Here is a 24,581-nt window from a genome sequence, read left to right on the forward strand (position 1 = left end):
ACCGCCCCCTTTTGCAATGGGGGCCTTGTGGACGCGGCCTTCCCCAGACCCGACATTAACGAAGCGGCAGGCTAGAATCCGGACTGGAGGAGGAACCGCATGTCCATCACCCTGGTCGCCGTGGTCGTTGCGCTGGTACTTGGCCACGTGGCGCCGTCGCTGGTCACGTCGCTCCGCCAGTTCCACTGGTACGGACACTGGCTGCGCTGGCTCGACGAACGTTTTCCCGGCGACGGTTTCTGGCGCGGCCGCTACGGCATCGTGCTGGCGCTGCTGCCGCCGCTGCTGCTGGTCGGCCTGTTCCAATGGGTATTGCACGCGCCGCTGTTGGGCCTGGTCGGGTTGCTGTTCTCGATTCTGGTGCTGGTGTATGCGTGGGGACCGCGCGATCTCGACGTGGACGTGGAAGCGATCATCGATGCGCACGAACCCGGGGCGCGGCGCGAGGCCATCGCCCGGCTGTGGCCGGAGGGCGAGAACGTGGCCGCCGATGGTCCGGCGCTGGTGGAGGCGGTGTTCCGCAATGCGTTGCGGCGCTGGTTCGGGGTGCTGTTCTGGTTCCTGCTGCTGGGACCGATTGGCGCGCTGCTGTACCGGCTGGTCGCGCTGACCGCCGAGGGCGAGTTCCAGCGCGCGCTGCCGCACGATACCCGCGAGGGCGCGCGCGGCCTGCTGGCGGTGCTGGAGTGGCCGGTCGCGCAACTGATGACCCTGGCGATGGCACTGGTCGGCAACTTCGATACCGTCTTCCACGCCTGGCGTGAAGCACACGGCAACACCCTGCAGTTGCGGACCGGATTCCTCGGCCATGCCGCCCGCGCCAGCGTGCGCAGCGAACTGGCGGAGGAGGCCGAGGACTATGCGGAAGAGGGCATGGTCCAGGCCATGCGCGAACTGCCCGAACTGCGCGACGCCATGAGCCTGGTCTGGCGCATCCTGCTGGTATGGATGGCGGTGCTGGCGGTGTTCGTGATCGGTGGCTGGGTGAGCTGACCCGGCCTTGTTCCTGCCTGGCAGGAGCGACGTCGGTCGCGACCGTGGTCCCTGCCGAAAGGCTGGTCGGAAAACACTCACTGTGGGGGCGACGCAAGTCGCGATATCCCGACGGCATCCAGATGACAGGACAGCGCATGGGCTGGCCAATGGTGGCGGCAAGGGCAGTGCTTTCGGGTTGGAAGCTCGCGACTTGCGTCGCTCCCACAGGTGGCGCCTTCGGCCAATCCGGATCGCCGGTTGGCGTCACGGTCGCGACTGACGTCGCTCCTACAGAGGACCCTGCAGAGGAGAAGGATCAGCCTGGCGCGAGCAGGGTAAAGGGATACCACGGCAGGTTGCGGGCTACCCAGAACGTCGGCAGCAGCACCAGCCACAATCCCGGCTTCAGCGCCACGCGCATCACGGGTTGGAGCAGGCGCGGCCGCCAGCCCTGCGCATGGGCCACCAGCAACGGCGCCAGGGGCAGCAGCAACATCGCCAGCGGATTCATCCCGAAGGCGCGGAGCACGTCGCCGTGCACCAGCGCGTGCAGGGCGCGGGTCATGCCGCAGCCGACGCAGTAATAGCCGGTCAGCGCATGGAACATGCACGGCGGGAAGGGATTTCCCGCCGCGTTGGGATCAAAGTTCAGCAACAGCCAGAAGCCGGCGGGGACTGCGACCGCAGCCCCCGCACCCAGCGCATGGAGAGCCGGACGTGGCAAGGGCACGTCAGCCGCCCTGCTGCTGTTCCATCTGCTGGCGGATCTGCTCCATGTACTGCATGTACGCGTCGGGGCCGACCACGATGAACCAGATGACCGAGATCACGACCGCGAGAATCAGGATGCCGGTGGTCACCCAGTTCCAGATCTTCGCATTCTTCGAGGCGCGCCGCGCACCCTCGATGTCGCCCTGGTTCAACTTGCCGTTGACCTGGGTGGAAAACACGATCGCCACGATGCCGGTGATGATGCCCGGGAAACTGAGGCAACTCAGGCAGCACACGATGAAGGAGCCGATGGTCGACAGGATCGACCACACCAGGTAATTGGGGATATTGCCGGGGGCATCATTGGGCAACGGGGGAACGGCACTCATCGGAGTCTCCTTGCAGTGATGAAGCGGGGTGGTCGGACCCTAGTCTAACGTCTGGACCCGCGATTCGTATGCGTGCCAGAGCGATCAGGCGGCATCGCCGCGCAAACCGCGCACAGTGGCTTCCAGGTTGCCGGCGGTCGCGCTGGCGCCATCCACCGGTGGCGCGGCGACCACGTCCACATGGGCGCGGAAGCGACGCGGCACCCGCATCCGGCCCAGCCGGCTGTCGCGGCGGCTCCACATGCTGCTCCACATGCCCTTGAGCGCCATCGGCACCACCGGCACCGGCCGTCGTTCCAGGATCTTCTCCACGCCCGATTTGAACGGGGCGATGTTGCCGTCGCGGGTCAACGCGCCCTCGGGGAAGATGCCGACGATCTCGCCATCGGCCAGCGCCTGGTCGATTTCGTCGAAGGCGTGCTGCATCAGTTCGGGATCCTCGCGGGCGCCGGCAATCGGAATGGCCTTGGCGGTGCGGAAGATCCAGCTCATCACCGGAATGTTGAAAATCTTGTAGTACATGACGAAGCGCACCGGCCGCGGAATGCTGGCCGCCAGCAGCAGCGCGTCCATGTAGCTGACGTGGTTGCAGACCAGCAGGGCCGGGCCTTCATCGGGAACATGCCGCTCGATGCCGTGCAGGCGTAGCCTGTACAGCACCCGCACCAGCACCCAGCTGAGGAAGCGCATCAGGAATTCGGGCACCAGGGTGAAGATCCAGATCGCCACCAGCGCATTGGCGATGGCCAACACCAGGAACAGCTGCGGGATGGTCAGACCGGGCAGCGGAATGCGCACGCCACCCAGCGCCAGTTCCTTCATCTGCAGGGCGATGCCCAGCACCGCCGCCAGCACGATGTAACCGGCGTTCTGGATGTTCATGCCGGCGATGACCCGGGCCAGCTCCTGCTTCGGCGTGCGGCTCTGGATCAGCGCGAACAGCGGCACCACGAAGAAGCCGGTGAACAGGCCGATGCCGACCAGATCGATGACGATGCGCCAGCTGCCCGGTTGCTGCAGGAACGCCGACACCGACAGTCCGGCGACCGGGGCCACACCGCCGCGGGCGAAATACAGGTCCAGCAGGAACGCGCTCATGCCGAACGCGCCCAGCGGTACCAGGCCGATTTCCACGGTGCGCGCGGACAGGCGTTCGCACAGCAGCGAACCCACGCCGGTGCCGATCGAGAACAGCGCCAGCGGAAACACGTACCAGGTGCCGATGCCCAGGTTCAGATCGGCATAGGTGGGGATGTTGCCGGTCAGCACGGTGCCGAAGAACCAGAACCAGGACACGCCCAGCACCGAGTTGCGCACCGCGACCTGCTTCTTGGCCAGGCGCAGCACCGCGCGCGATTCGGTCAACGGGTTCCAGTTGATCTTCAGGTCCGGCGCGCCCGCGTCGGCCGGCGGAATCAGCCGGCTGACCAGATTGCCGGTGATGGCCAGCAGGATGATGGCGATGGCGGCCACGGTGGGGCCATGGCTGCCGGCGAGGTTGAAGATCAGGCCACCGAAGATCATGCCGACCAGGATCGACAGCGAGGTGCCCATCTCGACCAGGCCGTTGCCGCCGGTCAGTTCCTCGGGTTTCAGCACAGAAGGCAGGATGGAGTACTTCACCGGCCCGAACAGCGTGGATTGCAGGCCGGTGCAGAACAGCGCGGCCAGCAGGACGACGAGGTCCTGGGTGAAAAAGCCGATCGCGGCCAGCGACATGATGACGATTTCCATCGTCGTCGTGATCCGGATCAGCTTCGACTTCTCCAGCTTCTCCGCGATCTGGCCGGCGGTGGCCGAGAACAGGAAATAGGGCAGGATGAAGATCGCCGGCGCCAGATTGGTGTACAGCGTCTTGTCCTGCGGGCTGACGCTCATGAAGCCCAGCAGGCCGATGATCGCCTGGCGGTAGACATTGTCGTTGAAGGCGCCCAGCGACTGGACCAGGAAGAACGGCAGAAAGCGCCGCTGTTTCAACAAGGCGAACTGGCTGTGGCTGGACATGCGCCCTCCGTGGGTTGCGCGCAGCCTAGCAGAACCCTGGCGTCATCCGGTTTACCGGGGGCGGCTTTCGGGAGGAGTCTTGAGAGATCCCGCGCAAATTCCCCGTCACCCGCGGCGCGGGTGCCCGCCCGTTTTCAAAGGGGGCTGTTGGAGCTCACAACGCCGACCGAAGACCATCCCGATGCGCTGATGATGCAATATCCAGGAAATGTCTCCCCCTTGACCAGCCATTCGGCTGTTGAAAGCGAAAAAGGGGGATCAAGGGGGATTTGCTGCGTTGTTTTTTTAGTGCGCAAGAAGGAGGATCAATCGCCGGGTATCCCAGCAGCAAGCCCGGCTCTACGCGGTGTTCTTTTCCCGCGCGATCGCGCGCCAGCCGATATCGTTGCGATGGAATTCGCCGTCCCAGCCGATGCGCTCGACCGCGGCGTAGGCATTGCGCTGCGCCTCGCCCACGCTGTCGCCGAGCGCGGCCACGCACAACACGCGGCCGCCGCTGGTCAGCACGTCGCCGTCGCTGCCCAGGCGGGTGCCGGCATGGAAGACCTTGGCCTCGCCCAGGTCCGTGTCCAGGCCATGGATGGCATCGCCGGTCCTCGGCGTTTCGGGATAGTTGGCCGCGGCCATCACCACGCCCAGGGACGGGCGTCCGTCCCAATCGGCCCGGGTGGCATCCAGGCGTCCATCGATCGCCGCTTCCACCAGATCCACCAGATCCGAGCGCAGGCGCAGCATCACCGGCTGGGTTTCCGGATCGCCGAAGCGTACGTTGAACTCGATCACCTTGGGCGCGCCGCTGCCGTCGATCATCAGGCCGGCGTAGAGAAAGCCGGTGAACGGCACGCCATCGGCGATCATGCCCTGCACGGTCGGATTGACCACTTCGCGCATCACCCGCGCATGCACCTCGGGCGTCACCACCGGCGCCGGCGAGTACGCGCCCATGCCGCCGGTGTTGGGGCCGGTGTCACCGTCGCCGACGCGCTTGTGATCCTGCGAGGTCGCCATCGGCAGCGCGGTGCGGCCATCGACCATGCTGATGAAGCTGGCCTCTTCGCCGTCGAGGAATTCCTCCACCACCACCCGCGCGCCGGCCGCGCCGAACGCGTTGCCGGCGAGCATGTCCTGGATGGCGGATTCGGCCTCGGCCAGGGTCATCGCCACGATCACGCCCTTGCCGGCGGCCAGGCCGTCGGCCTTGATCACGATGGGTGCGCCTTTTTCGCGCACGTAGGCCAGCGCCGGCGCGGTCTCGGTGAACACCGCGTAGTGGGCGGTGGGAATGCCGTGGCGGGCGAGGAAATCCTTGGCGAACGCCTTGCTGCCTTCCAGCTGCGCGGCGGCGGCGGTGGGGCCGAAGATGCGCAGGCCTTCGCTGCGGAAACGATCCACCACGCCGGCCACCAGCGGCGCTTCCGGGCCAACCACGGTCAATGCCACGCCTTCCTGCCTGACCAGCTCGACCAGGCGATCGATTTCGGTCGCGCCGACGGCGACGTTGCGGCACTTGTCCTCGCGCGCGGTGCCGGCGTTGCCGGGGGCCACCAGCACCTCGGTGACGCGCGGCGACTGCGCGATCTTCCAGGCCAGCGCGTGTTCGCGGCCGCCGGAACCGATGACGAGGATCTTCATGGCTGTCTACTCCGAAATGCGTGTGGATCCGCGAGGCGGATCAGGAAAAGGAAGGAACGGGGATCGTGGTGCGATCATGATTCGGCCCCCAGCCGCGCGGCGGTCAGCCGGACGAAGGCCGGATCCAGCTCGCTGCCGACGTAGCGCCGGCCACTGCGCAGCGCGGCCACGCCTGTGGTACCGGAACCGTTGAAGGGGTCGAAGATGCGATCGCCCGGGTCGGTGGAAGCCTCGATGCAGCGCAGCAGCAGTTCCACCGGTTTCTGGGTGGGATGGCGACCGTGGCTCTTCTCGCCCTTGGCCGGGGCGGGCAGGCGCCAGACCGACTTCATCTGCCTGTCGCCGTTGTCGGCCTTCATCTTGCGGTAGTGGAAGCGGTGCCTGCTCTTCTCCGTCTTCGCCGCCCAGATCAGGGTTTCGGTCGAATGGGTGAAGGTGCGGCAGGCCAGGTTGGGCGGCGGATTCGGCTTTTCCCAGATGATGTCGTTGAGCAGTTTCATGCCCAGTTGCTGCATGGCGAAACCCACCGAATGGATCACATGGTGGGTGCCGGACACCCACAGGGTGCCGTCGGGCTTCAGCGCCGCCTGGCAGCGTTGCAACCAGGCCAGGTTGAACTCGTGGTTGTACGCCGGGCCCTGGCTGCGATCCCAGTCGCCCTTGTCGACCTTGACCATTTTTCCGCCATGGCAGGTGACGCCGCCGTTGGAGAGGAAATACGGCGGGTCGGCGAAGATCATGTCGAAGAAGCCGTGCGGGTGGCGTTCGATGATCCGGTCCAGCAGCTCCAGGCAGTTGGCGCGATACAACAGCGCGCGGCCATCGACGTCGGCCCAGGCCAGCCGGTTGGGCGAAGTCGAGGTCGCCGCCAGCGTGCCCAGCCCCAGCGCGTCGGCCAGGGCGGGGGCGTCGTCGTCGTCGGTCTGCGCGCGGGCCGGCACGATCAGTGCCGGAAGTGGCGCACGCCCGTGAACACCATGGCCAGGCCATGTTCGTCGGCCGCGGCGATGACCTCGTTGTCGCGCATCGAGCCGCCCGGCTGGATCACCGCCTTGATGCCGGCCTCGGCGGCGGCATCGATGCCGTCGCGGAACGGGAAGAAGGCATCGGAGGCCATCACCGAGCCTTCGACCTGCAGGTCCGCGTCGGCGGCCTTGATGCCGGCGATGCGGGCCGAATACACCCGGCTCATCTGGCCGGCGCCGACACCGATCGTGCGGTTGTCCTTGGCATAGACGATCGCGTTGGACTTGACGTACTTGGCCACCCGCCAGGCGAACAGCAGGTCGCGCAGCTCGGCCTCGGTCGGCGCGCGCTGGCTGACCACCTTCAGCTCGTCCGCGCTCATGCCGCGGTTGTCGGAGGACTGCAACAGCAGGCCGGAACCGATGCGCTTGCTGTCGTAGTTGTTGAGGCCGGCGCCCAGCGGGATCCGCAGCACCCGCACGTTGGCCTTCTTCTTCGCGTAGTCCAGCGCGCCTTCCTCGTAGTCCGGCGCGATCAGCACCTCGACGAACTGGCGATCCAGGATGACCTTGGCGGTGGCCGCGTCGAGGGTGCGGTTGAAGGCGATGATGCCGCCGAACGCGCTGGTCGGGTCGGTGGCGTAGGCCAACTCGTAGGCGTCGCCGCAGGCCACGCCGACGGCCACGCCGCAGGGATTGGCGTGCTTGACGATCACGCAGGCCGGCGCGTCGAACTGGCGCACGCATTCCCACGCCGAATCGGCGTCGGCGAGGTTGTTGAAGCTCAGTTCCTTGCCCTGCAGCTGCTGGAACGTGGCCAGCGTGCCCGGCACCGGGCCGAGGTCGCGATAGAACGCACCAGACTGGTGCGGATTCTCGCCGTAGCGCAGATCCATCACCTTCACGAAGGTGGAATTCATCTGCGCGGGAAACTCGCTGCGCGCCGGCACCACGGCGGACGCGTCGGTGACGGCGGACAGGTAATTGCTGATTGCCGCGTCGTACTGGGCCACGCGATTGAACGCGGCCACCGACAGGGCGAAGCGGGTCCGCGCCGACAGGCTGCCGTCGTGCTCGCCGAGCTCGCGCACCAGATCCGCGTATTGCGCCGGATCGGTGGCGACCGCGACGTGGGCGAAGTTCTTGGCCGCCGCGCGCAGCATCGCCGGGCCGCCGATGTCGATGTTCTCCACCGCTTCGTCCAGGCTGCAGTCGGCGCGCGCGGTGACCTTCTCGAACGGATACAGGTTGAGCACCAGCAGGTCGATCGCGCCGATGCCGTGCTGCGCCATCACCGCGTCGTCGGTGCCGCGGCGTCCGAGCAGGCCGCCGTGGACCTTCGGGTGCAGGGTCTTGACCCGTCCGTCCATGATTTCGGGAAAACCGGTGACGTCGGAGACATCGCGGACGGCCAGGCCGGCGTCACGCAGGGCCTTGGCGGTGCCGCCGGTGGACAGCAGTTCCACGTTGCGCGCGGCCAGGGCCTGCGCAAGTTCGATGAGGCCGGTTTTGTCGGAAACGGAAAGCAGTGCCCGGCGGACGGGCAGGCGTTGGTCGGTCATGGGGAGATGCGGCGGGAAGACCGCGGAATTATAGCCTCCCGGGCCGTGGCTTCCCCCTGGAGCGCGCTGGATCAGGCGGGATCAGGTGCGGTCAGCCCGGATCAGGCGCTCCCGGGCGATCAGGCCAGCCCGTAGTCCTTCAGCTTCTTGCGCAGGGTGGCCCGGTGGATGCCGAGCAGGGAGGCGGCCCGGCTCTGGTTGCCCTCGCAATGGTTCAGCACTTCCACGAACAGTGGAATCTCCATCTCGCGCAGGACGATCTCGTACACGTCATCCGCATCGCAGCCATCCAGATCACGCAGGTATCGGCGTACCGACTGGGCGACATGCTCGCGCAGCGGCGGACGGGACGAACGGGGATTGTCTTGGCGGGTGGAAGCAGCGTTCACACGGGTTCCCGGAAGCTGAGGACGAAGCGCCCGCCTTGTGGTTGTGTTTTACGGCGGGGGAGGGAGTCTAGCGCCAGTCGTGCGTCCGTGCACCCCGTTCGTCGCTGCGTGCCCGCCGGGAGGACCCGCTCAGCGGAAGTCGAAGGAAAACGCGACCACGTTGGCGCTCGGCTCGCGGACCCGCACGGCCACCTGGGCGCTCTGGCCGGGACCGAGGGTCGTCGAGGCGGCGCTGTCCCGTGGCAGGTACTCGGCAGGACGCATGGCGCGCGCACCCAGGGTGCGCCCATCGGCGTCCCTGAGGGTGAGCACCAGGACCGGCCACGGCTGCGACCAGCGCGCATCATTGCGGAAGGTCGCCTGCGCCAGCAGCACGCCGGGCGCGCCAGGCACCGGGCGGACATCGCGATCCAGCATGGCGAATGCCTGCGGTTCACGCCACGGCGGCAGCGAACAGCCCAGTGCATTGCACAACGTGGTCAGCGCCGGACGCCAGCCGGCATCGGCCGCCAGGCGCGCGCGATCGGCCAGCATCACCTGCAATGCCAGCGTCACCGCCAGCACGCCCAGCGTGATCCACTGCCAACCTGGCACGCGCGTGGATGCCGCCGGCGCGCGTGCGGAACCCTGCAGGAAACTCGGCGCGCGCGCGCTGGCGCGGTGGGGAATCGCAGCGGCCGGCGAGGCGACGGGAACGGGAGCGCCAACAGGCGCGTCGACAGCCGCCGGCCCGGTGGCAGCGTCGGCGGCGGATTCGGACATGGTCGCGGTCGGTTCGACATCGAAGGCGATGCTTCCCGGTGTATGGCTTTCGTCCATGGATGCCGCCGGGTCAGCCACGTCCGCTTCGACCACGCCGGCTTCCGTCACTCTCGCTTCCCGTGCCGCGGCATCGGTCGCCATCTTTCCGGTCGGCCCGGCCGCGTCAACCGTCCCGTCGCGGCGCAGCAGGCGCGCGAGACTGGGACCGCCATCGGCGGCATCCGCATCGCGTGGAGACGTGGCCGGCTGCCCACCGGTCCGCGTGCCGGCGTCGCCGAGTACGCCACCGCAGCGTGGGCAGTGCGCGGGCGCGTCCTGGCCGCGCGGAGCGGTCGCCACCAGATAGCGGCAATGGGGGCAGGCGATGAACATGCGGCCTATTCAAGCATGTGTGCGGGGGGCGGAAAAGACAGGGCGCGGCCGCGACGACGTTCCGGGCGCCAAGGCCGACGGCAAGCGCTACGCGGAACCTGGCAGACCGCCGGACCCGCGTTGAAGGGAATGAGCAATGAGGTCATGTGGGTCAATACGCTCAAGTTGACCCGCAAGATACCGCTTCCCGAGGGACGCGAACTGCAGGGCATCGGGTTCAATACACGCGTGGACGCGCGTGCGCCGGAAGGCGAGTACGCCGTGCTGGAATTCGTCCGGCGCGCGGGCGATACGACGGCGACGGAGAAGGTGGTCATGCAGAAACATGAGTCCCGCTGGATGATCGTCGGCTACTTCGTCAACAAGCGGGTCAACCTCGTCGGCGGCAAGGACTAGCGGCATCCAGCTGCCGACTGTGTTGATGCGGGGTGTGGGAACATGTCGTCATGGTGTCCGCCCGGCTTGCCCGGCCATGCCGGAAGTCGGCGGGCCTTCCGGCGGTTGGCGATGTCCGGTACGGCTTCTAGATTCCGGAACATCCGAAATGGGGCGTGTCTCGTCGATACGTCCTTGCGCCGCAATGGATGAGGGATTCCGATGACGTGTCGATTCGCCGGATGGCTGCTGGTGTTGTGCGGATGGTCGGCCGGCGCGCATGCCGATGAGTGCCCGCCTGCGCTGGTGAAACCGGACGCGCCCGTGCCGGGCCTGGTCGTCGTGTCCCTCGACGACACGGGGATGGCGTTCACCACCTGCGGGATGGCGGATATCCGGCGCAAGCGCGCGGTGTCGCGCGACACCCTGTTCCAGGCGGCCTCGTTGACCAAGCCGGTGACCGCCCTGATCGCGCTGACGCTGGTGGAAGAAGGGAAACTGGATCTGGATCGTCCGCTGGTCGGCTATCTGGACGGCCCCTATCGACACGACCAGGCGTTGCTGGGCGGACAGCCGGTCTGGGATACCGTCGAGGATCCGCGCCTGCGGAAAGTCACCGCGCGGCTGGTGCTGAGCCATCGCAGCGGGCTGCCCAACTGGGCGTTCGGCGAGCCGCTGCGGTTCGCGCTCGATCCGGGCACCGAGTGGAAATATTCGGGGGAGGGATTTTCACTGCTGGCCGCGGTGCTGGAACACATCAGCGGCCAGACGTTGCCGGCGTTGGCCGCCGAACGGGTATTCACCCCGCTGGACATGCGTGACAGCGACCTGGTCTGGCGCGACGACTACGCGGATCGCATGGCCACCGGTTACGACACCCAGGGCAAGGTAATCGACGCGATGCAGTTCCGGCGTCCGGTCGCGGCGGCATCGCTGTACACCACGCCGGCCGACTATGCGCGGTTCGTGCAGGCGCTGTTGCGGGCGAAGCCGGGTTCTGCGTCGGCGCGGTTGCGCGAACGGCAGGTCGAGGTGGATGCGACCTACGCGCTGGGCTGGGGTCTGGGCGTGGGGCTGGAGGAACACGAACAGGGCGATTGCCTGTTCCATCACGGGATCAACAACGGCTTCCAGTCATTCTTCATGGTCTGTCCGGAGCAACGGCGCGGCGTGCTCTGGTTCACCAACAGCGACAACGGCCTGTCGCTCGCCCCGTCGTTGCTCAAGACCCATCTGCCGGGCCCGCATCCGGTGCTCGACTGGCCGGTGCTGCGCCCCTAGCGTCCCGGCGGCGGCGGAGGCGGATTCAGCCCGCGCCCTGGGCGCGCGCCTGCAGGAACTGCCGGGCAGCGTCTTCCCAGTTGTGGCCGTCGAACGGGAACACCTTCAACTTCGACACATCCACACCGTCCACGCAGCGCAGGTTCACCACCCAGGCGCTCGGCGCGATGCGCGGATGGCTGAACGGACTGGCGCCGCACGTCGTGCAGAAGTAGTGGCTGGCGGTCATCGTGCCGAACCGGTAGACGCCCAGTTCCGATTCATCGGACAGCAGGCGGAAATGCGCGTCGTCGGTGCCATGCCACAGCGCACCCTTGCGCCGGCAGATCGAACAATTGCATTCGATGGCGACACCGACGTCGCCGTCGAATTCGAAGCTGATGCGGCCGCAGTGGCAGGATCCTTGGTGCGTGGTCATGCGGGTTTCCTGTGTCGATCCGGAGGAGTGGATCGCGTCCCGCGAGTGGTGCCGGAAACCCATCCATCCGGATGGCGGGAGCGCGCCGGGCCCCAGCGTATGCCGGCGCGCGGAGGCCCACAAGCCGCCAGCCAGGGTCGCCGCGGCTTCAGCGGCGCCTGCGCTTGCCGCCGTCGCCGATCAGATCCAGCAGGCCGGTGCGCTGCCGGGGCGACAGGCCGTCGAAGCGCTCCAGCAGGCGGCGCTGTTGTTCGTTGAGTTCGTGGCCATAGCCGGAACCCTCTTCGGCGATGCGCGGATTGGGGTTGTCGATGAACGCCGGGCCGCGGCCGGTGGCGAGGAATTCGAAACCCATGCCGGTGCACTGGGCGAGCGCGATCATGTTCTCGATCGAGGGGCAGGTGCCCTCAATCATCTCCCATTGGGCGATCGCGCTGCGGGTCAGGCCCAGCTCGACCGCGAGTTGCTCCTGGGTCAGGCCGGCATGTTCACGGGCCTGGCGGACCCGCAGGTAGAGCTTCTTGCTCACGGCATTGGCATGGGAGGACGAAGGGGAAACCGATATAGCCGGTCCTCCATGCAAGTGAGGTTAGTTACACTGGCTGTGGCGGATTGTTAGTGATTCTAACATGGTGAAAATTACGCCACTCACATTAGTGGGCCAATGAAGATTCGGTGCCTCACATTGAGCGACGCACGCCGTCGATCCGCATCCAGTCGTCTTCGCGTTCGACTCGCAATGGCTCGAACCACGGCGAGTAGCGTTCCAGCAGATCCGCTTCCTGTCCGTGCAGGATTCCCGACAGTGCGATGCGTCCGCCCGGCGCCACGCGATCAGCGAGGGTTTCAGCCAGTGCGTCGAGCGCGGAAGCCAGGATGTTGGCGACCACGATCGGATATCGGGTCGCCGGTTCGTCATCCGGCAGGAACACCGACAGGCGATCGCCGACCGCGTTGCGCGCCGCGTTGTCTGCGGTGGCGATCAGCGCTTGCGGATCGTTGTCCACGCCGACAGCCGAAGTGGCGCCCAGCTTCAGCGCGGCCAGGGCCAGGATGCCGGAGCCGCAGCCGAAATCCAGCACGCTGCGATTGACCAGTTCGCCGGCATTGGCGAGGCCGTCCAGCCAGCGCAGGCACAAGGCGGTGGTGGGATGGGTGCCGGAGCCGAACGCCAGGCCCGGATCCAGCCGCACCACGGCGGCGTCGGCGCCGCGTGCTTCTTCGGGCAGGTCATGGTTCCAGGGCACGATGAAGGTGCGATCTCCGAACCGCATCGGCTTGAACTGGTCGAGCCAGGCGCGCTCCCAGTCCTCGTCCTCGACGGTGCGGAACGCGGCCAGGCTCCAGTCCAGTCCGGGATCGAAGGCCTCCAGCGCCGCCAGCAGGATCAAGGCATCGGTGTCGGCGGGGAACAGCGCGGTCAGCACCAGGGCGTGCCACAACGGGGTCTCGCCCACGCCCGGTTCCAGGATGGCCCGCTCGTTGCCGGTGTCGGCGTCGGCGTCCAGCAGCGTCACCGACAGGGCGCCGACGTCCTCCAGGGCGTTCTCGTAACGCGGCTGTTCAGATTCCCGGCAGCGCAAGGTGAGCTCGAGATAGGGCATGGGAGGCTGGAAAATACGGTTGGGACGCGCATTGTCGCATGCGGTCCCGGGGCGAACCGGCCGCGTTGAAACCCCCTCCGGGGCCACGGATAATCATGAGATGCCTCGCGTACTCCCCTGGGTTCTGGTCTGCGCCTGCGTGCTCGGCACGGCGGGCGCCTGGTGGTGGGCGCAGGGCGCGCGGGATGCGGCGGCTGGGACCCCGGCCTCCACAACCGTCACCGTCGGCGAAGCACCGATTCCGGCTGCCATGCCGACGCGCCGGATCGAGGAACCGTCGCGATCCGCGCTGGCGTTCGACAGCCGGCGCGAGTTCGAGACCGCGCCCGATCTGTTCGTCTATGCCCAGCAACTGGCTTTGCAGGCGCGTGCCGGCGACGCCGATGCGTGGTGGATGCTGAGTCGCGTGCATGACTACTGCGCGGGATTCGCCAGCAATCCGGCGGGTTATGCCCGCGATACGCGCGCCATCGCGGCGCTGGACGTATCCAGCGCCGCGACCATGGCGGCGGCCCGCGAACGGGTGAGTGCGCGCTGCGCGCGGTTCGTGCCGGAGGACGGGCTGTCCTCGCGCAGCGTCCGCGAAGCGCGTCTGCAGGCGGCCAAGGGCGGCAGCCTGGCCGCCGAGGCCGCATTGCTGGCCGATGGTGAACCGCTGTCGGAAGCGCCCGGCTACCGCAGCGAACTGGTCGCGCGGGTCAGCGCCTCCGGCGATCCGCAGGCCTTCCTGGCGCTGTCGCGGGCCATGGGCCTGACCGCCAGCGGCGCGGAAAGCGAGCTCGGGGACGTCTCCGGAACCTGGTTGTCGGAAGTGGCCTGGCAGATCGCCGCCTGCCGACTGGGGCTGGATTGCCGTCCGCAGGGCAACCTGATGACCGCCTATTGCGCCCACGGCGGCATCTGCTCGCGGGACCCGTCACTCGATTTCCCCGCCTTTGTCCTGGATGCGGGAGTTCCGCGACAGGGCGTCGAGAACCTGAACGAAATGGTCGACAGTCTGCTGTCGCGCAGGAGAGCAATCCAATGAGCCACCCATCGAGTCGCAAGCGATTCTATCCAAGGCCACATGTCTGGCTGTGGATGCTGGTGTTCGTCACCTATGCCGCGGCGGCCACCACCGTGGTGATCAACGCCATGGATGCGCCCTATCGGAATCTGCAGCGCACCCCCGCGGGTGTGCAGGCCTCGCAGGAAGATCGTGCGATCGGTGCGGCGCAGATGGTCGCACTGTACCGTGCGCGCAGCGGTGCGCCGTTCTCCGTGCTGCCGGCTGGCACCACCCTGGAGGTCACCTGGCCGGATGGTTCCCGCGAAACCCTGCGCATCGTCGATCCGCTGTCGCCGACCGGCGTGGTGCCGGTGAAGGGCACGCAGAAGCGCGCCGACTGAGAGTCCTCACCTTTGCACGAGGAAAACGGCGCCTGCGCGGGCGCCGTTTTTCTTTTGCGGCCATGCAGGGCTATCCTTCCGGTTCTGCCGGAAGGGAAATGGAAACATTGTTTGTCAGACATGGACGCGGGCGTGGCGCATGGCTCGCCCTGGTACTGGGACTCTGGAGTGGTTTCGCCGCGGCGCAGTCCGCCGAAGCCGAGCATTCATCCAATGCACCGCGGCAGCGGTGGCTGCGGTTCTTCGGCGACGATGCGCACGCCATCGATCGCCAGCGCCTGCACGTACGGCCGGACGGGTTGCTCGAATCGGCCACCCGCTATCCGCGCACCTCGCGCGAGGGTTGGAGCGCGGAGCAGAACGCGCAGGGCTACTACGAATACCTCGAACGCTTGATCGATTGCCGCACCGGCCTGCATGTGAACACCGCGCTGGTGCTGCTGGACGAACGCGACCGGACAATCGGACGGCAGGAACGCAGCCTGGACGATCAGCTGGAGCAGATCGCGCTGCGCCAGGACGAGGTCCGCAGCCATCGCTGGCCCGGCGGCAGCGAGATCTGGCTGGCCTGCGTGGCCGCCGCCGCGCCGCAGCTCGTGCAGGGTGACACGATGCCGGAGGTGGACGTTCCCGTTTACGACTTCGCTGCGATTGGCGATGCGCCGCCGGCCGATACGCGTGGCCTGTTCCATGCACTGCGCGCCCAGTACGACGCCTGGCTGGCGCGTACCGTGCCGGGACCGCAGGTAGCGGCGACGATGAGGACCGAGTTGATGACGCCGCTCCGTCCACCTGGCGGAGAGCGCCGGCTGGTGGTCGATGCGAGCGATTTCGATCTGGACTCGCTGCGTCATCACGGCGGGGGCGTGATCGAAGTGACCGCGCGGATGGATCGGGTGGAACGCTGGCCGGCCGGCGTGCCGGAGTCGGCCCGGGTCGAGCAGACCCTGGACATCGATTGCCGCAACGGCCTGAGCGTGCCGGTGCGCCAGCGCTTCCTCGACAGCCGGAGCGGCGCACTGCAGCTGGAGCGATCCGCGCCGGTGTTCACCACCCTTGAACAGATGGCGCAGGCCGCGCGCTGGGAAGCCGGTGGCTGGCGCGAATGGCTGGGGCCGGACGCCGACACCGCGCCAGCGCGGTTGTGCCGACTGGCGGCGCAGCGTTGCGGCGCACCGGTCGGAAATAGAGCGTTCGAACTGGACCCCGTGCGTCTGGGCCACCAGCCCGGCGCGCCGTTGTTGCTGGCCGCGCGGGCGATCTGGCTGCAACACCGCGCCACGTTCGTACCCGCCTGCCTGCTGGGAGATCAATGATGCGCCGCCTGTTTGTCCTGTCCCTGCTGGCGTTGTCGCACGCCGCGTCGTCCACCGCGCCAGCGGCCACGGCGGCCGATGGTCCCGCCGATGGACCCGCCGGTGGGCTGGAAGTGTTTACCCTGGAGAACACGCTGATCCACTGGCGCGCGCAGGGGCTGCGCGATGCGCAGGGGCAGGTCGTGGTGCCGGCCGATACCGTCGAGTTGACCCGGCTGCCGGGCGGTGGCTGGCTGAGCCGCGCCGGCCTGGGCGGCGAACTGCTGGATGCGCGCGGGCAGCGTATTGCCGGTCCGTTCGTTTACATCGAGCAAGTGGATCCGGTACTGGACGTGCTGCTGGTCGGCACCGAAGGATCGCCATTGCTCGGCGGAAAAGGCGGGCTGGTGCGCGCCGACGGCAAGATGGTGGCCGAACCCGTGCATCTCAGGCTCCACTATCTGGAAGGCACCGGCATGTTCACCTTCCAGCGCGCCCGCCGCACCGGCGTGATGGACGCGCAGGGCCGGGTGGTGCTGGAACCCATCCATGACAGCTTGACCGCGCTGCCACCGCGGTTGCTGCTTGCCAGCAAACAGGACGAGGTCGCGGTGTTCGATCGCGATGGCGGGAATCTCACCGGTTTCCAGCGCGGCATCGCCTATCAGGCCATCAAGGACACGCCGTTGATCCGCGAATGCCGCGTGCCGGTATCGGAAAATGGCGACGGACTGCCGCGCTGCCGCGTCCTCGACGCGGCCCTGCGCCCGGCGTTTGCCGGCGAGTTCAGCGAAATCGAATTCCTGCCCGGCGTGCGGCGCTGGGTGGCGGCACCCTGGCGCAAACCCGCGCCGGAGGATGCCGGCACCTATTCGTCGTCCAGCAATCGCAGCCTGCTGCTGCTCGACGAACAGGGCCGGCGCAAGGCGGAGTTGCAGGCGCAGTCGATCATCGAGAGCGAGGGGCGCCTGCTGATCACCGTGGACGGACCGGAGGGCAGTTACGGCCGTCGCACCGGCCTGGCCGATGTCGACGGAGGCTGGCTGTTCAAACCCGATTACGACCAGATCGAGGCGATGGCGATCGCCTTCGGCGAATGGCGCGAGGGGAAGAAGCCCGTGACACGCCAGTTCCGCGTTCTGCATTGGGGCCAGGGCGGCAGTTACCGCACCGGCGTGATCGATGCGGATGGCCATCTGTTGGTACCGCTGTCGGACGTGCAGATCCTGCAGCACTATCCCGGCCTGGATGTGTATGTCGCCAAGCAGGGCGACAAGATCGGCGTGATCGACGCGAACGGACAGTGGCGCATTCCCGCCCGCCACCAGCAGACCGCGCCCAACAGCACGCTGCCATCGCCCTATCTGCTGTTCGCGGACAGTGACTATTCCGGCAAGGACGACAGCAGTCGCTACACCCTGTACGACCTGCGCAGCGGGCAGCCGGTGTTCAAGGCGCAGTACGACTACCTGAGTCTGGAGGACAGCTGGTGGCCGCTGGGTGTCCGCGCGCCGTGGCCGGAGTACGTGGTCGTCAACGCGCGCAAGGGCGGCAAGTACGGCGTGATCGATCTGGAGGAAAACGTGGTGGTGCCGTTCAAGTACGACAACCTGAACTCACCGGATCGCTGGGGCCGGGTGATGGTGTTCCGCGGCGAAGACGACGAGGAGGGCACGCCCCGGGATGGCCTGTCGCCGGACCGGATGGCTCGGTTGCGGGAGCAGGTGTCGCGCGAAATCCGCGCGCAGCAGGCGCCGCTGGCGAGTGCGCATGCGCCGTATGCCGGCCGCTATGTGCCGGTGGATTACGCCGATGCGGCACGGGTGTCCGCCGCCGCGGCCAAGGGCGCGTTGTCGCGGCCGGTGGCGCCGATGATCCTGGTGGATTCGGAAACCGCGATCCTGGATCTGGACATGATCACCGACCGCAAGCGTCCGCCGCTGGATTACCTGGAGTACTACTGCTGGCGTCAGGACGGCTTCGACATCCTGATGCCCGGCGCGGGCCTGTCCGAGGATGCCTGCGCGGATCCGAAGGCGCCGAGGCTGGTCATGCGCCCCGCCGCGGACGAGGAATGGGAATGCAGTACCTGTACCGGCTTCGGCCTGCCGGCACGCTGGCGTCGTACGGATCCCGCGCCGAATCCCGCGTTGCCCTGATCGAAGAAAGGCGGATTCCACGAATCCGCCTTTTCCGCGGTTGGGGGAGCGACATCAGTCGTGATCTGTCGCAGGACAGCCAGCCGCAGGATATCCACCGGCGCGGAGGTTGCTTGACTTTCGTGGAGTCCGGTCGCGACTGACGTCGCCCCTACAGGGGATGGATGCCGCGTCCGCACCGTCCCGATGGGTGAATTCCGCCACAACGCCTTCTTCTTTCCGACCCGTCGAACCTCATTGTGGGAGCGACGTCAGTCGCGACCGCAACATCGCCCAGCCTGTAACCCCCCAACGAAGCGGCCCGAAGCGTTTCCGCCCCGGGCCGGGTTCTTCGCGACCTGCGTCGCTCCACAGCCCAGTGGAAGGGCGATGTCACACCAGCGCGATCGACTTGTTCTTGCGTTCGGCCAGGCGCTTTTCCAGGTAGTGGATGTTCTGGCCACCGGCCTGGAACCCCTGGTCGCGCATGATCCGCTGCTGCAGCGGGATGTTGGTCTTGATGCCGTCGACCACCATCTCGCTCAGCGCCACCCGCATGCGGGCGATGGCGGTCTCGCGATCCGGGCCGTGCACGATCAGCTTGCCGATCATCGAATCGTAGTTCGGCGGCACGCGGTAACCCTCGTAGATATGGGTGTCCACGCGCACGCCGGGCCCGCCCGGCGGATGGAAGTGCTGGATCAGGCCCGGGTTGGGCATGAAGGTTTCCGGATCCTCGGCGTTGATGCGGCACTCGATGGCGTGGCCGCGCAGGACGATGTCCTCCTGCCTGATGGTCAGCTTGCGGCCGGCGGCGATGCGCAGCTGCTCGCAGACCAGATCGATGCCGGTGATGCGCTCGGTGACCGGATGCTCCACCTGGATGCGGGTGTTCATCTCGATGAAGTAAAAGCGGCCGTTCTCGTACAGGAACTCGAAGGTGCCGGCGCCGCGGTAGCCGATGCGCAGGCAGGCTTCCACGCAGACCTTGCCGATTTCGGCGCGCTGTTCGTCGGTGATGCCCGGGGCGGGCGCTTCCTCGACCACCTTCTGGTGGCGGCGCTGCATCGAGCAGTCGCGCTCGCCCAGGTGGATGGCATTGCCTTGGCCGTCGGCCAGCACCTGGATTTCCACGTGGCGCGGATTCTCCAGGAACTTCTCCATGTACACCTGGTCATTGCCGAACGCCGCCTTGGCTTCGGACTTGGTGGTGGCGATGGCGTTGCTCAGCGCGGCTTCCGCGTGGACCACGCGCATGCCGCGACCGCCGCCGCCGCCAGCCGCCTTGATGATGACCGGATAGCCGATCTCGCGCGCGATCTTGGTGTTGGCGACGATGTCGTCGCCGAGCGGACCGCCCGAGCCGGGCACGCACGGCACGCCGGCGGCTTTCATCGCGCGGATGGCTTCCACCTTGTCGCCCATCAGGCGGATGGTGTCGGCCTTGGGACCGATGAAGATGAAGCCGGACTGCTCCACCCGTTCGGCGAAGTCGGCGTTCTCCGACAGGAAGCCGTAGCCAGGGTGGATGGCCTGGGCGTCGGTGACCTCGGCCGCGGCGATGATCGCCGGGATGTTGAGGTAGCTCTCCGACGAGGGCGCCGGACCGATGCAGACCGACTCGTCGGCCATGGCCACGTGCTTGAGGTTGCGGTCGACCGTGGAATGCACGGCCACCGTGCGGATGCCCAGGGTGTGGCACGCGCGCAGGATGCGCAGCGCGATTTCACCCCGGTTGGCGATGACGACTTTATCGAGCATGGGATTGGGGATTCGGGATTGGGGATTCGTAGGAAGCGTGCGTCTCACGGACGCCGCGCGGCGAGGATTCGAGCAAGCGGATCAGGGCGTTGAGACGGGCGAAGGTGCGATCGAGCAGCGCTTCGGTGGCATCACCCGCCTCCATGTGGCCGAGCCGGCACGCTATTTCGATCTGGGTGCTGATCTCGGCCAGCGAGCCACGTGCCATCGAGAGAAAGCGCAGGTACTCGGCGGTCGAACGGCGGGCGGCGCCCTCGGCGATGTTCGACGGCACGCTGACAGCGGCGCGCCGCAACTGCATGGTCAGGCCAAACCGTTCCGAATCGGGAAACGGCGTCGTGATCCGGTAGATCGATTCGACCAGCGCCATCGCATCGCGCCAGACTTCCAGGCGCTCGTGCGGTCGCTGTTTTGCCGAATCCCGAATCACGAATCCCGAATCCCGTCGTGAGCGGCGTCAGCCGATCACGAACAGCGGCTGATCGAATTCGACCGGCTGGCCGTTCTCGGCCAGGACGGCCTGCACGGTGCCGGAGACATCGGCTTCGATCGGGTTGAACATCTTCATCGCCTCGATGATCGCCAGGGTGTCGCCGGCCTTGACGGTCTGGCCGACGGTGACGAACGCCGGCTTGTCCGGCGAGGCCGAGGCGTAGAAGGTGCCGACCATCGGCGCGCGCATCACGTGGCCTTCGGGCAGGTTGCTGGCCGGCTTGGAGGCCCCGCCGGTGGACGCCTCGGTGGGCGAGCTCATCGGCATCGGCGCGGCCGGACGGGGCTCGACCTGGGCAAACACCGGCGCCGGCGCGGCGGCGACCAGGCCGCCCTTGGGCACGCGCGCCAGGCGCACGGATTCCTCGCCTTCCTTGATTTCGATTTCGGCGAGGTTCGACTCTTCCAGCAGGTCGATCAGCTTCTTGATTTTTCGGAGATCCATAGGGGCCTCTTGGTTCTTGATGTCAGTGTGGTGGCGGGCGCGTCGCGCCCAGGTCAAAGCAGTTCGTAGAAATCGCGCAGCTGCCGGGTACGGTCGCGCGCGAGGGTGGTGAGGCAGTGCATCTGCGCGCCGTTGCGCGAGGTGCCGTCGGCATGGAAGGCGTACACCGCGTCGCAGTCGTGATCGCGCAGTTGCATCCAGGCGCGTTGGGCCAGGACCAGTTGCTGTTCGGCGCTGGCGCAGTACGTGCAGGAACCGTCGGCGGCCTGCGCGCGCAACTGCTGGCGCGCCTGCGCGTAGACCCGGTTGAGTTCGGCGTCGGCTTCGGTGGCCAGATCGGAGGCGCACAGGTCCCTGGCCATCGTGCCGACCGGGTGGGTGCAATCGATGCCCTCGGCGCTGCGGTCGGCCGCCACGGCGCCGCCGCACAGGCAGGCCAACGGCACGAGGCCGGCGAGGATGCGTGGCAGGGCCATCACGCGGAGGCGGCCGCCACCCGGGTCAGTGCGGCGTCCATCGCATAGCGGTAACTGTCGGCGCCGAACCCGCAGACCACCCCGGCCGCCAGATCGCTGAAATAGCTGTGGTGGCGGAAGGGCTCGCGCCGGTGCGGGTTGGACAGGTGGATTTCGATGAACGGCACGGCCACCGCCGCCAGCGCGTCGCGCAGGGCGACCGAGGTATGGGTGAAGGCGGCCGGGTTGATCAGGATGAAGGCGGTACCATCGGTGCGGGCCGCCTGGACCCGGTCGACCAGCCGGTGCTCGGCGTTGGACTGGAAGCTGGCCAGTTCGTGGCCCGCGGCCTGGGCCTGCGCCAGCAGGCCGGCATCGATGTCTGCCAGGGTGGCATGCCCATAGACCTCCGGCTCGCGCGTGCCGAGCAGGTTTAGGTTGGGACCATGCAGGACCAGTAGCTTTGCCATGGGTACTCCAGCGGAAGGGCGGCAGTCTGCGCGAAGCGGGCGATCCTGTCCAGATCGCCGAAGTTATTGGCGTTTTAAACGGATGTTTGAATTTTGCCCTGCCTGCCGGGGCAGACTGGCCAAACCCCCGCCGTTGCTCGCTCAGGGCCCGGACCAGGCGTGACGCGTCACGCCGTTTCCGTGTCACGCTTGCTTGAGACGGGTTTCCGGGAGCCCGGAGTCCGGCGCCTCCCCCTATCCCACAGGTCACCGTCCACCATGAGATCCCTCGAAGCCGACGTGTTTGCTGCACAAGGCTACCTGCGCCTGGAGGGCTTCCATGCCCGCGCCGAGCTGGCGACGCTCAGGCGGGCGCTGGATCGTGAACTGAAGCGGATACACGCGGGGCGGGGTGCGGCGACATCGCTGCGGGCCCTGCCGGTGTTCCAGCAGATCGGCCGATTGTCCGCGCTGGTGAAGGTCCCGGGCCTGCACGAAACCCTGGTGACGCCGGAACTGCGGCAGGTGATCGCCCACCTCGGCGGCCGCGCGCCGTCCGGCACCCAGCAGACGCAGTGGCTGCTGTCGCCGGCCAGGCAGGGCGCATGGACACTGCAGGGCCTCAACTGGCACGTGGACGTGAGCGCGGATGCGCGCGGCCCGATCCCCGGCATCCAGGCCTTCTTCCTGATCGACGACGTGGCACCGCGCGGAGGAGCGACGCTGGCGCTGGCCGGATCCCACCGGCTCGACCCTGCGGACGCGATGCCCCGGTTGAGGCGCGTGCTCAGGATGTCGACGAACCTGGAACGGGACCTTGCCGATCTGGATGTCCGGGTCGTGGAAATGTCGGGACGCGCCGGCGACGTGTTCCTGATGGACATGCGCACGCTGCATACGCCGTCGATCAACACGACCGGACAGATACGCATGATGGCGACCACGCGTTGCTTCATGGGCAACGCGTGAGGGTGCCGTGCGTGGCCACCTCACCCAGGAGAGCAGCGGGTACGGGACTCCAGGTGGCGAACGATGACAGGCCTGATTTCTCCCGGGAGAAGCGTTTCGCCCGGATCGAGCAACGGTGGGCGCCCCTGCCGGCGTTCGGCGATATCCGCGGGGAGCGGCCGACAACCGCATCGAGCGGGTCTTTTCCGAAGCCGGATTCAAACCCTGTTGCCCGTTCGTGCATCGGACTGTGCGGGAATACGACAAGCGAGGACGATGGATGCGCAAGAAGACGATGCTGCTGGCCTGCCTGGCCTGGACCCTTCCGTTCCTGGCCCATGCCCAGGAACTGACCACGCTCGACGACGACATGGTCGGCCCGCGCACGCAGATGCTGGTGCTGGGATCGGTCCACCTGGGTGAGCGCAAGGAGTTCAAGGGCGAGGGCCTGGCGCCGCTGCTGGACAAGCTGGCCGCGTTCGGGCCGCAGGTCATCACCATCGAGGCGATTGGCGGCGAACAGTGCGACCTGGCCGCGCGCCACCCGACGGTCTATGGCGAGGACTATTGCCGCAGCACGGACAAGGCGCGGGTGGCCACCGGCCTGGACATCCCCGCCGCGCTGGCCGAGGTGAACAAGGCGCTGGCCACCTGGCCGGCCAATCCCGCGCCCGCGCAGCGCCGGCATCTGGCCGCGCTGTTCCTGGCCGCCAGCGATCCGGCGTCGGCCTATGTGCAATGGCTGCGGCTGCCGGCGGGCGAACGCCGGGCCGGCGACGGCCTGGACGACGCGCTGGTGCTGGCGCTGCGCGCCCTGGAAACGCGCAACAACGAGAGCTTCCAGATTGGTGCGCGGCTGGCGGCGACGCTGGGGCTGGAGCGCGTGCATCCCATCGACGATCACACCGGCGACAGCCATCAGCTGGCGGACACCAAGGCCTTTGGCGAAGCGGTGATGGCGGCGTGGAAAACGGATCGCACGAAACTGGAGGCGGTCATCGCCGAACAGGACCGCCTGATCAAGGCGCCGGATCTGCTGCCGCTGTATCGCTACATCAACCAGCCTGAAGTGTCGTGGATTTATGCCGAAAACAATCTGCGCGGTCCGCTGCGCGCAACGTCGGCGCAGCACTATCCGCAGATCTGGGTCAACGGCTGGGAAATCCGCAACCTGCGCATGGTCGCCAACATCCTGGAGACGGTGCGCGACCGGCCGGGACTGCGTGTGCTGAACATCGTCGGCGCCTCGCACAAGCCCTGGTTCGATCAGTGGCTGGGGCAGATGCCGGGGGTGAGCATCGTGGATGTGCGGACGGTATTGAAGTAGAGGGGCAGTGGATTTGCGGGGTGCGGGGAGGAAAAAGCAAATCCCCTCCATCCCCCTTTTTCAAAGGGGGAGGCAAGAAGTTCGTCCTGGTTCTGATAGCCCCCTTTGCAAAAAGGGGCGGGCACCCGCGTAGCGGGTGACGGGGGATTTGCGGGGTGCGGGGAGGAAAAAGCAAATCCCCCTCCATCCCCCTTTTTCAAAGGGGGAGGCGAGAAGTTCGCCCTGGTTCTGGTAGCCCCCTTTGCAAAAGGGGGCGGGCACCCGCGTCAGCGGGTGACGGGGGATTTGCGGGGTGCGGGAGGAAAAAGCAAATCCCCCTCCATCCCCCTTTTTCAAAGGGGGAGGCGAGAAGTTCGTCCTGGTTCTGATAGCCCCCTTTGCAAAAGGGGGCGGGCACCCGCGTCAGCGGGTGACGGGGGATTTGCTTTGTGCGGAAAAGCAAA

25 protein-coding genes are annotated in these 24,581 nt (G+C 67.3%); 9 read left to right on the forward strand and 16 right to left on the reverse strand.

Annotated features, from left to right (window positions below; translation table 11 throughout):
• The first annotated feature begins 99 nt into the window (after window positions 1-99).
• On the forward strand, window positions 100-993 hold the full coding sequence (locus AC3DE2_RS00770; protein WP_488424636.1) for a cobalamin biosynthesis protein: 894 nt from the start codon (window positions 100-102) through the stop codon (window positions 991-993).
• 298 nt (window positions 994-1,291) lie between these two features.
• On the opposite strand, the gene AC3DE2_RS00775 is transcribed toward AC3DE2_RS00770, so the two are convergent.
• The 8 genes from AC3DE2_RS00775 to AC3DE2_RS00810 form a co-directional block, all read right to left on the reverse strand.
• Entirely contained in the window at window positions 1,292-1,699 is a 408-nt protein-coding gene (locus AC3DE2_RS00775; RefSeq protein WP_488425230.1) for a DUF2752 domain-containing protein, read from the reverse strand.
• A 7-nt stretch (window positions 1,700-1,706) separates the two neighbouring features.
• On the reverse strand, window positions 1,707-2,075 hold the full coding sequence (locus AC3DE2_RS00780; protein WP_295374537.1) for a CD225/dispanin family protein: 369 nt from the start codon (window positions 2,073-2,075) through the stop codon (window positions 1,707-1,709).
• Between the two features lie 84 nt (window positions 2,076-2,159).
• The gene (locus AC3DE2_RS00785; protein WP_295374540.1) at window positions 2,160-4,079 is read right to left on the reverse strand and encodes an MFS transporter; all 1,920 of its coding nucleotides are present in this window, start codon (window positions 4,077-4,079) and stop codon (window positions 2,160-2,162) included.
• 339 nt (window positions 4,080-4,418) lie between these two features.
• Window positions 4,419-5,711 carry a phosphoribosylamine--glycine ligase gene (gene purD / locus AC3DE2_RS00790; protein ID WP_488424637.1) on the reverse strand — a complete coding sequence of 431 codons (1,293 nt, stop codon included), beginning with the start codon at window positions 5,709-5,711 and terminating at the stop codon, window positions 4,419-4,421.
• 74 nt (window positions 5,712-5,785) lie between these two features.
• Window positions 5,786-6,652: a DNA-methyltransferase gene (locus AC3DE2_RS00795; protein WP_488424639.1), complete on the reverse strand. Its 867-nt coding sequence runs from the start codon at window positions 6,650-6,652 to the stop codon at window positions 5,786-5,788.
• Between the two features lie 2 nt (window positions 6,653-6,654).
• Window positions 6,655-8,238, reverse strand: a complete 1,584-nt coding sequence (gene purH / locus AC3DE2_RS00800) for a bifunctional phosphoribosylaminoimidazolecarboxamide formyltransferase/IMP cyclohydrolase (RefSeq protein ID WP_488424641.1) — start codon at window positions 8,236-8,238, stop codon at window positions 6,655-6,657.
• 119 nt (window positions 8,239-8,357) lie between these two features.
• Window positions 8,358-8,627: a DNA-binding transcriptional regulator Fis gene (gene fis / locus AC3DE2_RS00805; protein ID WP_295377876.1), complete on the reverse strand. Its 270-nt coding sequence runs from the start codon at window positions 8,625-8,627 to the stop codon at window positions 8,358-8,360.
• Window positions 8,628-8,756: 129 nt separating this feature from the next.
• Window positions 8,757-9,761 (reverse strand): DUF3426 domain-containing protein, encoded by a 1,005-nt coding sequence (locus AC3DE2_RS00810; protein ID WP_488424643.1) that lies wholly within the window; start codon window positions 9,759-9,761, stop codon window positions 8,757-8,759.
• Between the two features lie 15 nt (window positions 9,762-9,776).
• Between AC3DE2_RS00810 and AC3DE2_RS00815 the strand changes: the two genes are divergently transcribed.
• Together AC3DE2_RS00815 and AC3DE2_RS00820 are read left to right on the forward strand one after the other, a co-directional pair.
• Window positions 9,777-10,157 (forward strand): DUF4019 domain-containing protein, encoded by a 381-nt coding sequence (locus tag AC3DE2_RS00815; protein WP_488425231.1) that lies wholly within the window; start codon window positions 9,777-9,779, stop codon window positions 10,155-10,157.
• Window positions 10,158-10,358: 201 nt separating this feature from the next.
• Window positions 10,359-11,417, forward strand: a complete 1,059-nt coding sequence (locus tag AC3DE2_RS00820; protein ID WP_488424644.1) for a serine hydrolase domain-containing protein — start codon at window positions 10,359-10,361, stop codon at window positions 11,415-11,417.
• A gap of 25 nt (window positions 11,418-11,442) precedes the next feature.
• On the opposite strand, the gene AC3DE2_RS00825 is transcribed toward AC3DE2_RS00820, so the two are convergent.
• The 3 genes from AC3DE2_RS00825 to prmA all read right to left on the reverse strand — a co-directional run bounded on the left by AC3DE2_RS00825 (window position 11,443) and on the right by prmA (window position 13,439).
• Entirely contained in the window at window positions 11,443-11,835 is a 393-nt protein-coding gene (locus AC3DE2_RS00825; RefSeq protein WP_488424646.1) for a GFA family protein, read from the reverse strand.
• Window positions 11,836-11,983: 148 nt separating this feature from the next.
• A complete protein-coding gene (locus tag AC3DE2_RS00830) occupies window positions 11,984-12,364 on the reverse strand; it encodes a helix-turn-helix transcriptional regulator (protein ID WP_295377888.1) in 381 nt (126 codons plus the stop codon).
• 151 nt (window positions 12,365-12,515) lie between these two features.
• Window positions 12,516-13,439: a 50S ribosomal protein L11 methyltransferase gene (gene prmA, locus AC3DE2_RS00835; protein ID WP_295377890.1), complete on the reverse strand. Its 924-nt coding sequence runs from the start codon at window positions 13,437-13,439 to the stop codon at window positions 12,516-12,518.
• A 100-nt stretch (window positions 13,440-13,539) separates the two neighbouring features.
• On the opposite strand from prmA, the gene AC3DE2_RS00840 reads away from it, so the two are divergent.
• The 4 genes from AC3DE2_RS00840 (at window position 13,540) to AC3DE2_RS00855 (ending at window position 18,282) form a co-directional block, all read left to right on the forward strand.
• The gene (locus AC3DE2_RS00840; RefSeq protein ID WP_295377892.1) at window positions 13,540-14,466 is read left to right on the forward strand and encodes a hypothetical protein; all 927 of its coding nucleotides are present in this window, start codon (window positions 13,540-13,542) and stop codon (window positions 14,464-14,466) included.
• Window positions 14,463-14,828 carry a hypothetical protein gene (locus AC3DE2_RS00845; RefSeq protein WP_295377895.1) on the forward strand — a complete coding sequence of 122 codons (366 nt, stop codon included), beginning with the start codon at window positions 14,463-14,465 and terminating at the stop codon, window positions 14,826-14,828. Before AC3DE2_RS00840 ends, AC3DE2_RS00845 begins: the two co-directional genes overlap by 4 nt.
• A 98-nt stretch (window positions 14,829-14,926) precedes the next feature.
• Entirely contained in the window at window positions 14,927-16,144 is a 1,218-nt protein-coding gene (locus AC3DE2_RS00850; protein WP_488424647.1) for a hypothetical protein, read from the forward strand.
• A complete protein-coding gene (locus AC3DE2_RS00855) occupies window positions 16,144-18,282 on the forward strand; it encodes a WG repeat-containing protein (RefSeq protein ID WP_295377899.1) in 2,139 nt (712 codons plus the stop codon). The genes AC3DE2_RS00850 and AC3DE2_RS00855 overlap by 1 nt, the downstream gene beginning before the upstream one ends.
• Window positions 18,283-18,654: 372 nt before the next feature.
• Here AC3DE2_RS00855 and accC read toward each other — a convergent pair whose 3' ends face one another.
• From accC to aroQ, 5 genes are all read right to left on the reverse strand, one after another.
• Window positions 18,655-20,022 (reverse strand): acetyl-CoA carboxylase biotin carboxylase subunit, encoded by a 1,368-nt coding sequence (gene accC, locus AC3DE2_RS00860; RefSeq protein ID WP_295377901.1) that lies wholly within the window; start codon window positions 20,020-20,022, stop codon window positions 18,655-18,657.
• Window positions 20,012-20,392 carry a four helix bundle protein gene (locus tag AC3DE2_RS00865; RefSeq protein WP_488424648.1) on the reverse strand — a complete coding sequence of 127 codons (381 nt, stop codon included), beginning with the start codon at window positions 20,390-20,392 and terminating at the stop codon, window positions 20,012-20,014. Before AC3DE2_RS00865 ends, accC begins: the two co-directional genes overlap by 11 nt.
• Window positions 20,393-20,479: 87 nt before the next feature.
• On the reverse strand, window positions 20,480-20,959 hold the full coding sequence (gene accB, locus AC3DE2_RS00870; RefSeq protein ID WP_295377906.1) for an acetyl-CoA carboxylase biotin carboxyl carrier protein: 480 nt from the start codon (window positions 20,957-20,959) through the stop codon (window positions 20,480-20,482).
• A gap of 53 nt (window positions 20,960-21,012) precedes the next feature.
• Window positions 21,013-21,435 carry a lysozyme inhibitor LprI family protein gene (locus AC3DE2_RS00875; RefSeq protein WP_488424649.1) on the reverse strand — a complete coding sequence of 141 codons (423 nt, stop codon included), beginning with the start codon at window positions 21,433-21,435 and terminating at the stop codon, window positions 21,013-21,015.
• On the reverse strand, window positions 21,435-21,884 hold the full coding sequence (aroQ, locus tag AC3DE2_RS00880) for a type II 3-dehydroquinate dehydratase (protein WP_488424650.1): 450 nt from the start codon (window positions 21,882-21,884) through the stop codon (window positions 21,435-21,437). The genes AC3DE2_RS00875 and aroQ overlap by 1 nt, the downstream gene beginning before the upstream one ends.
• A gap of 258 nt (window positions 21,885-22,142) precedes the next feature.
• Between aroQ and AC3DE2_RS00885 the strand changes: the two genes are divergently transcribed.
• Window positions 22,143-22,832 carry a phytanoyl-CoA dioxygenase family protein gene (locus tag AC3DE2_RS00885; RefSeq protein WP_488424651.1) on the forward strand — a complete coding sequence of 230 codons (690 nt, stop codon included), beginning with the start codon at window positions 22,143-22,145 and terminating at the stop codon, window positions 22,830-22,832.
• A gap of 259 nt (window positions 22,833-23,091) precedes the next feature.
• A complete protein-coding gene (locus tag AC3DE2_RS00890) occupies window positions 23,092-24,138 on the forward strand; it encodes a DUF5694 domain-containing protein (protein WP_488424652.1) in 1,047 nt (348 codons plus the stop codon).
• The last annotated feature ends 443 nt before the right edge of the window (window positions 24,139-24,581 follow it).

This window comes from Pseudoxanthomonas sp. 68-E7 (genome assembly GCF_057773145.1).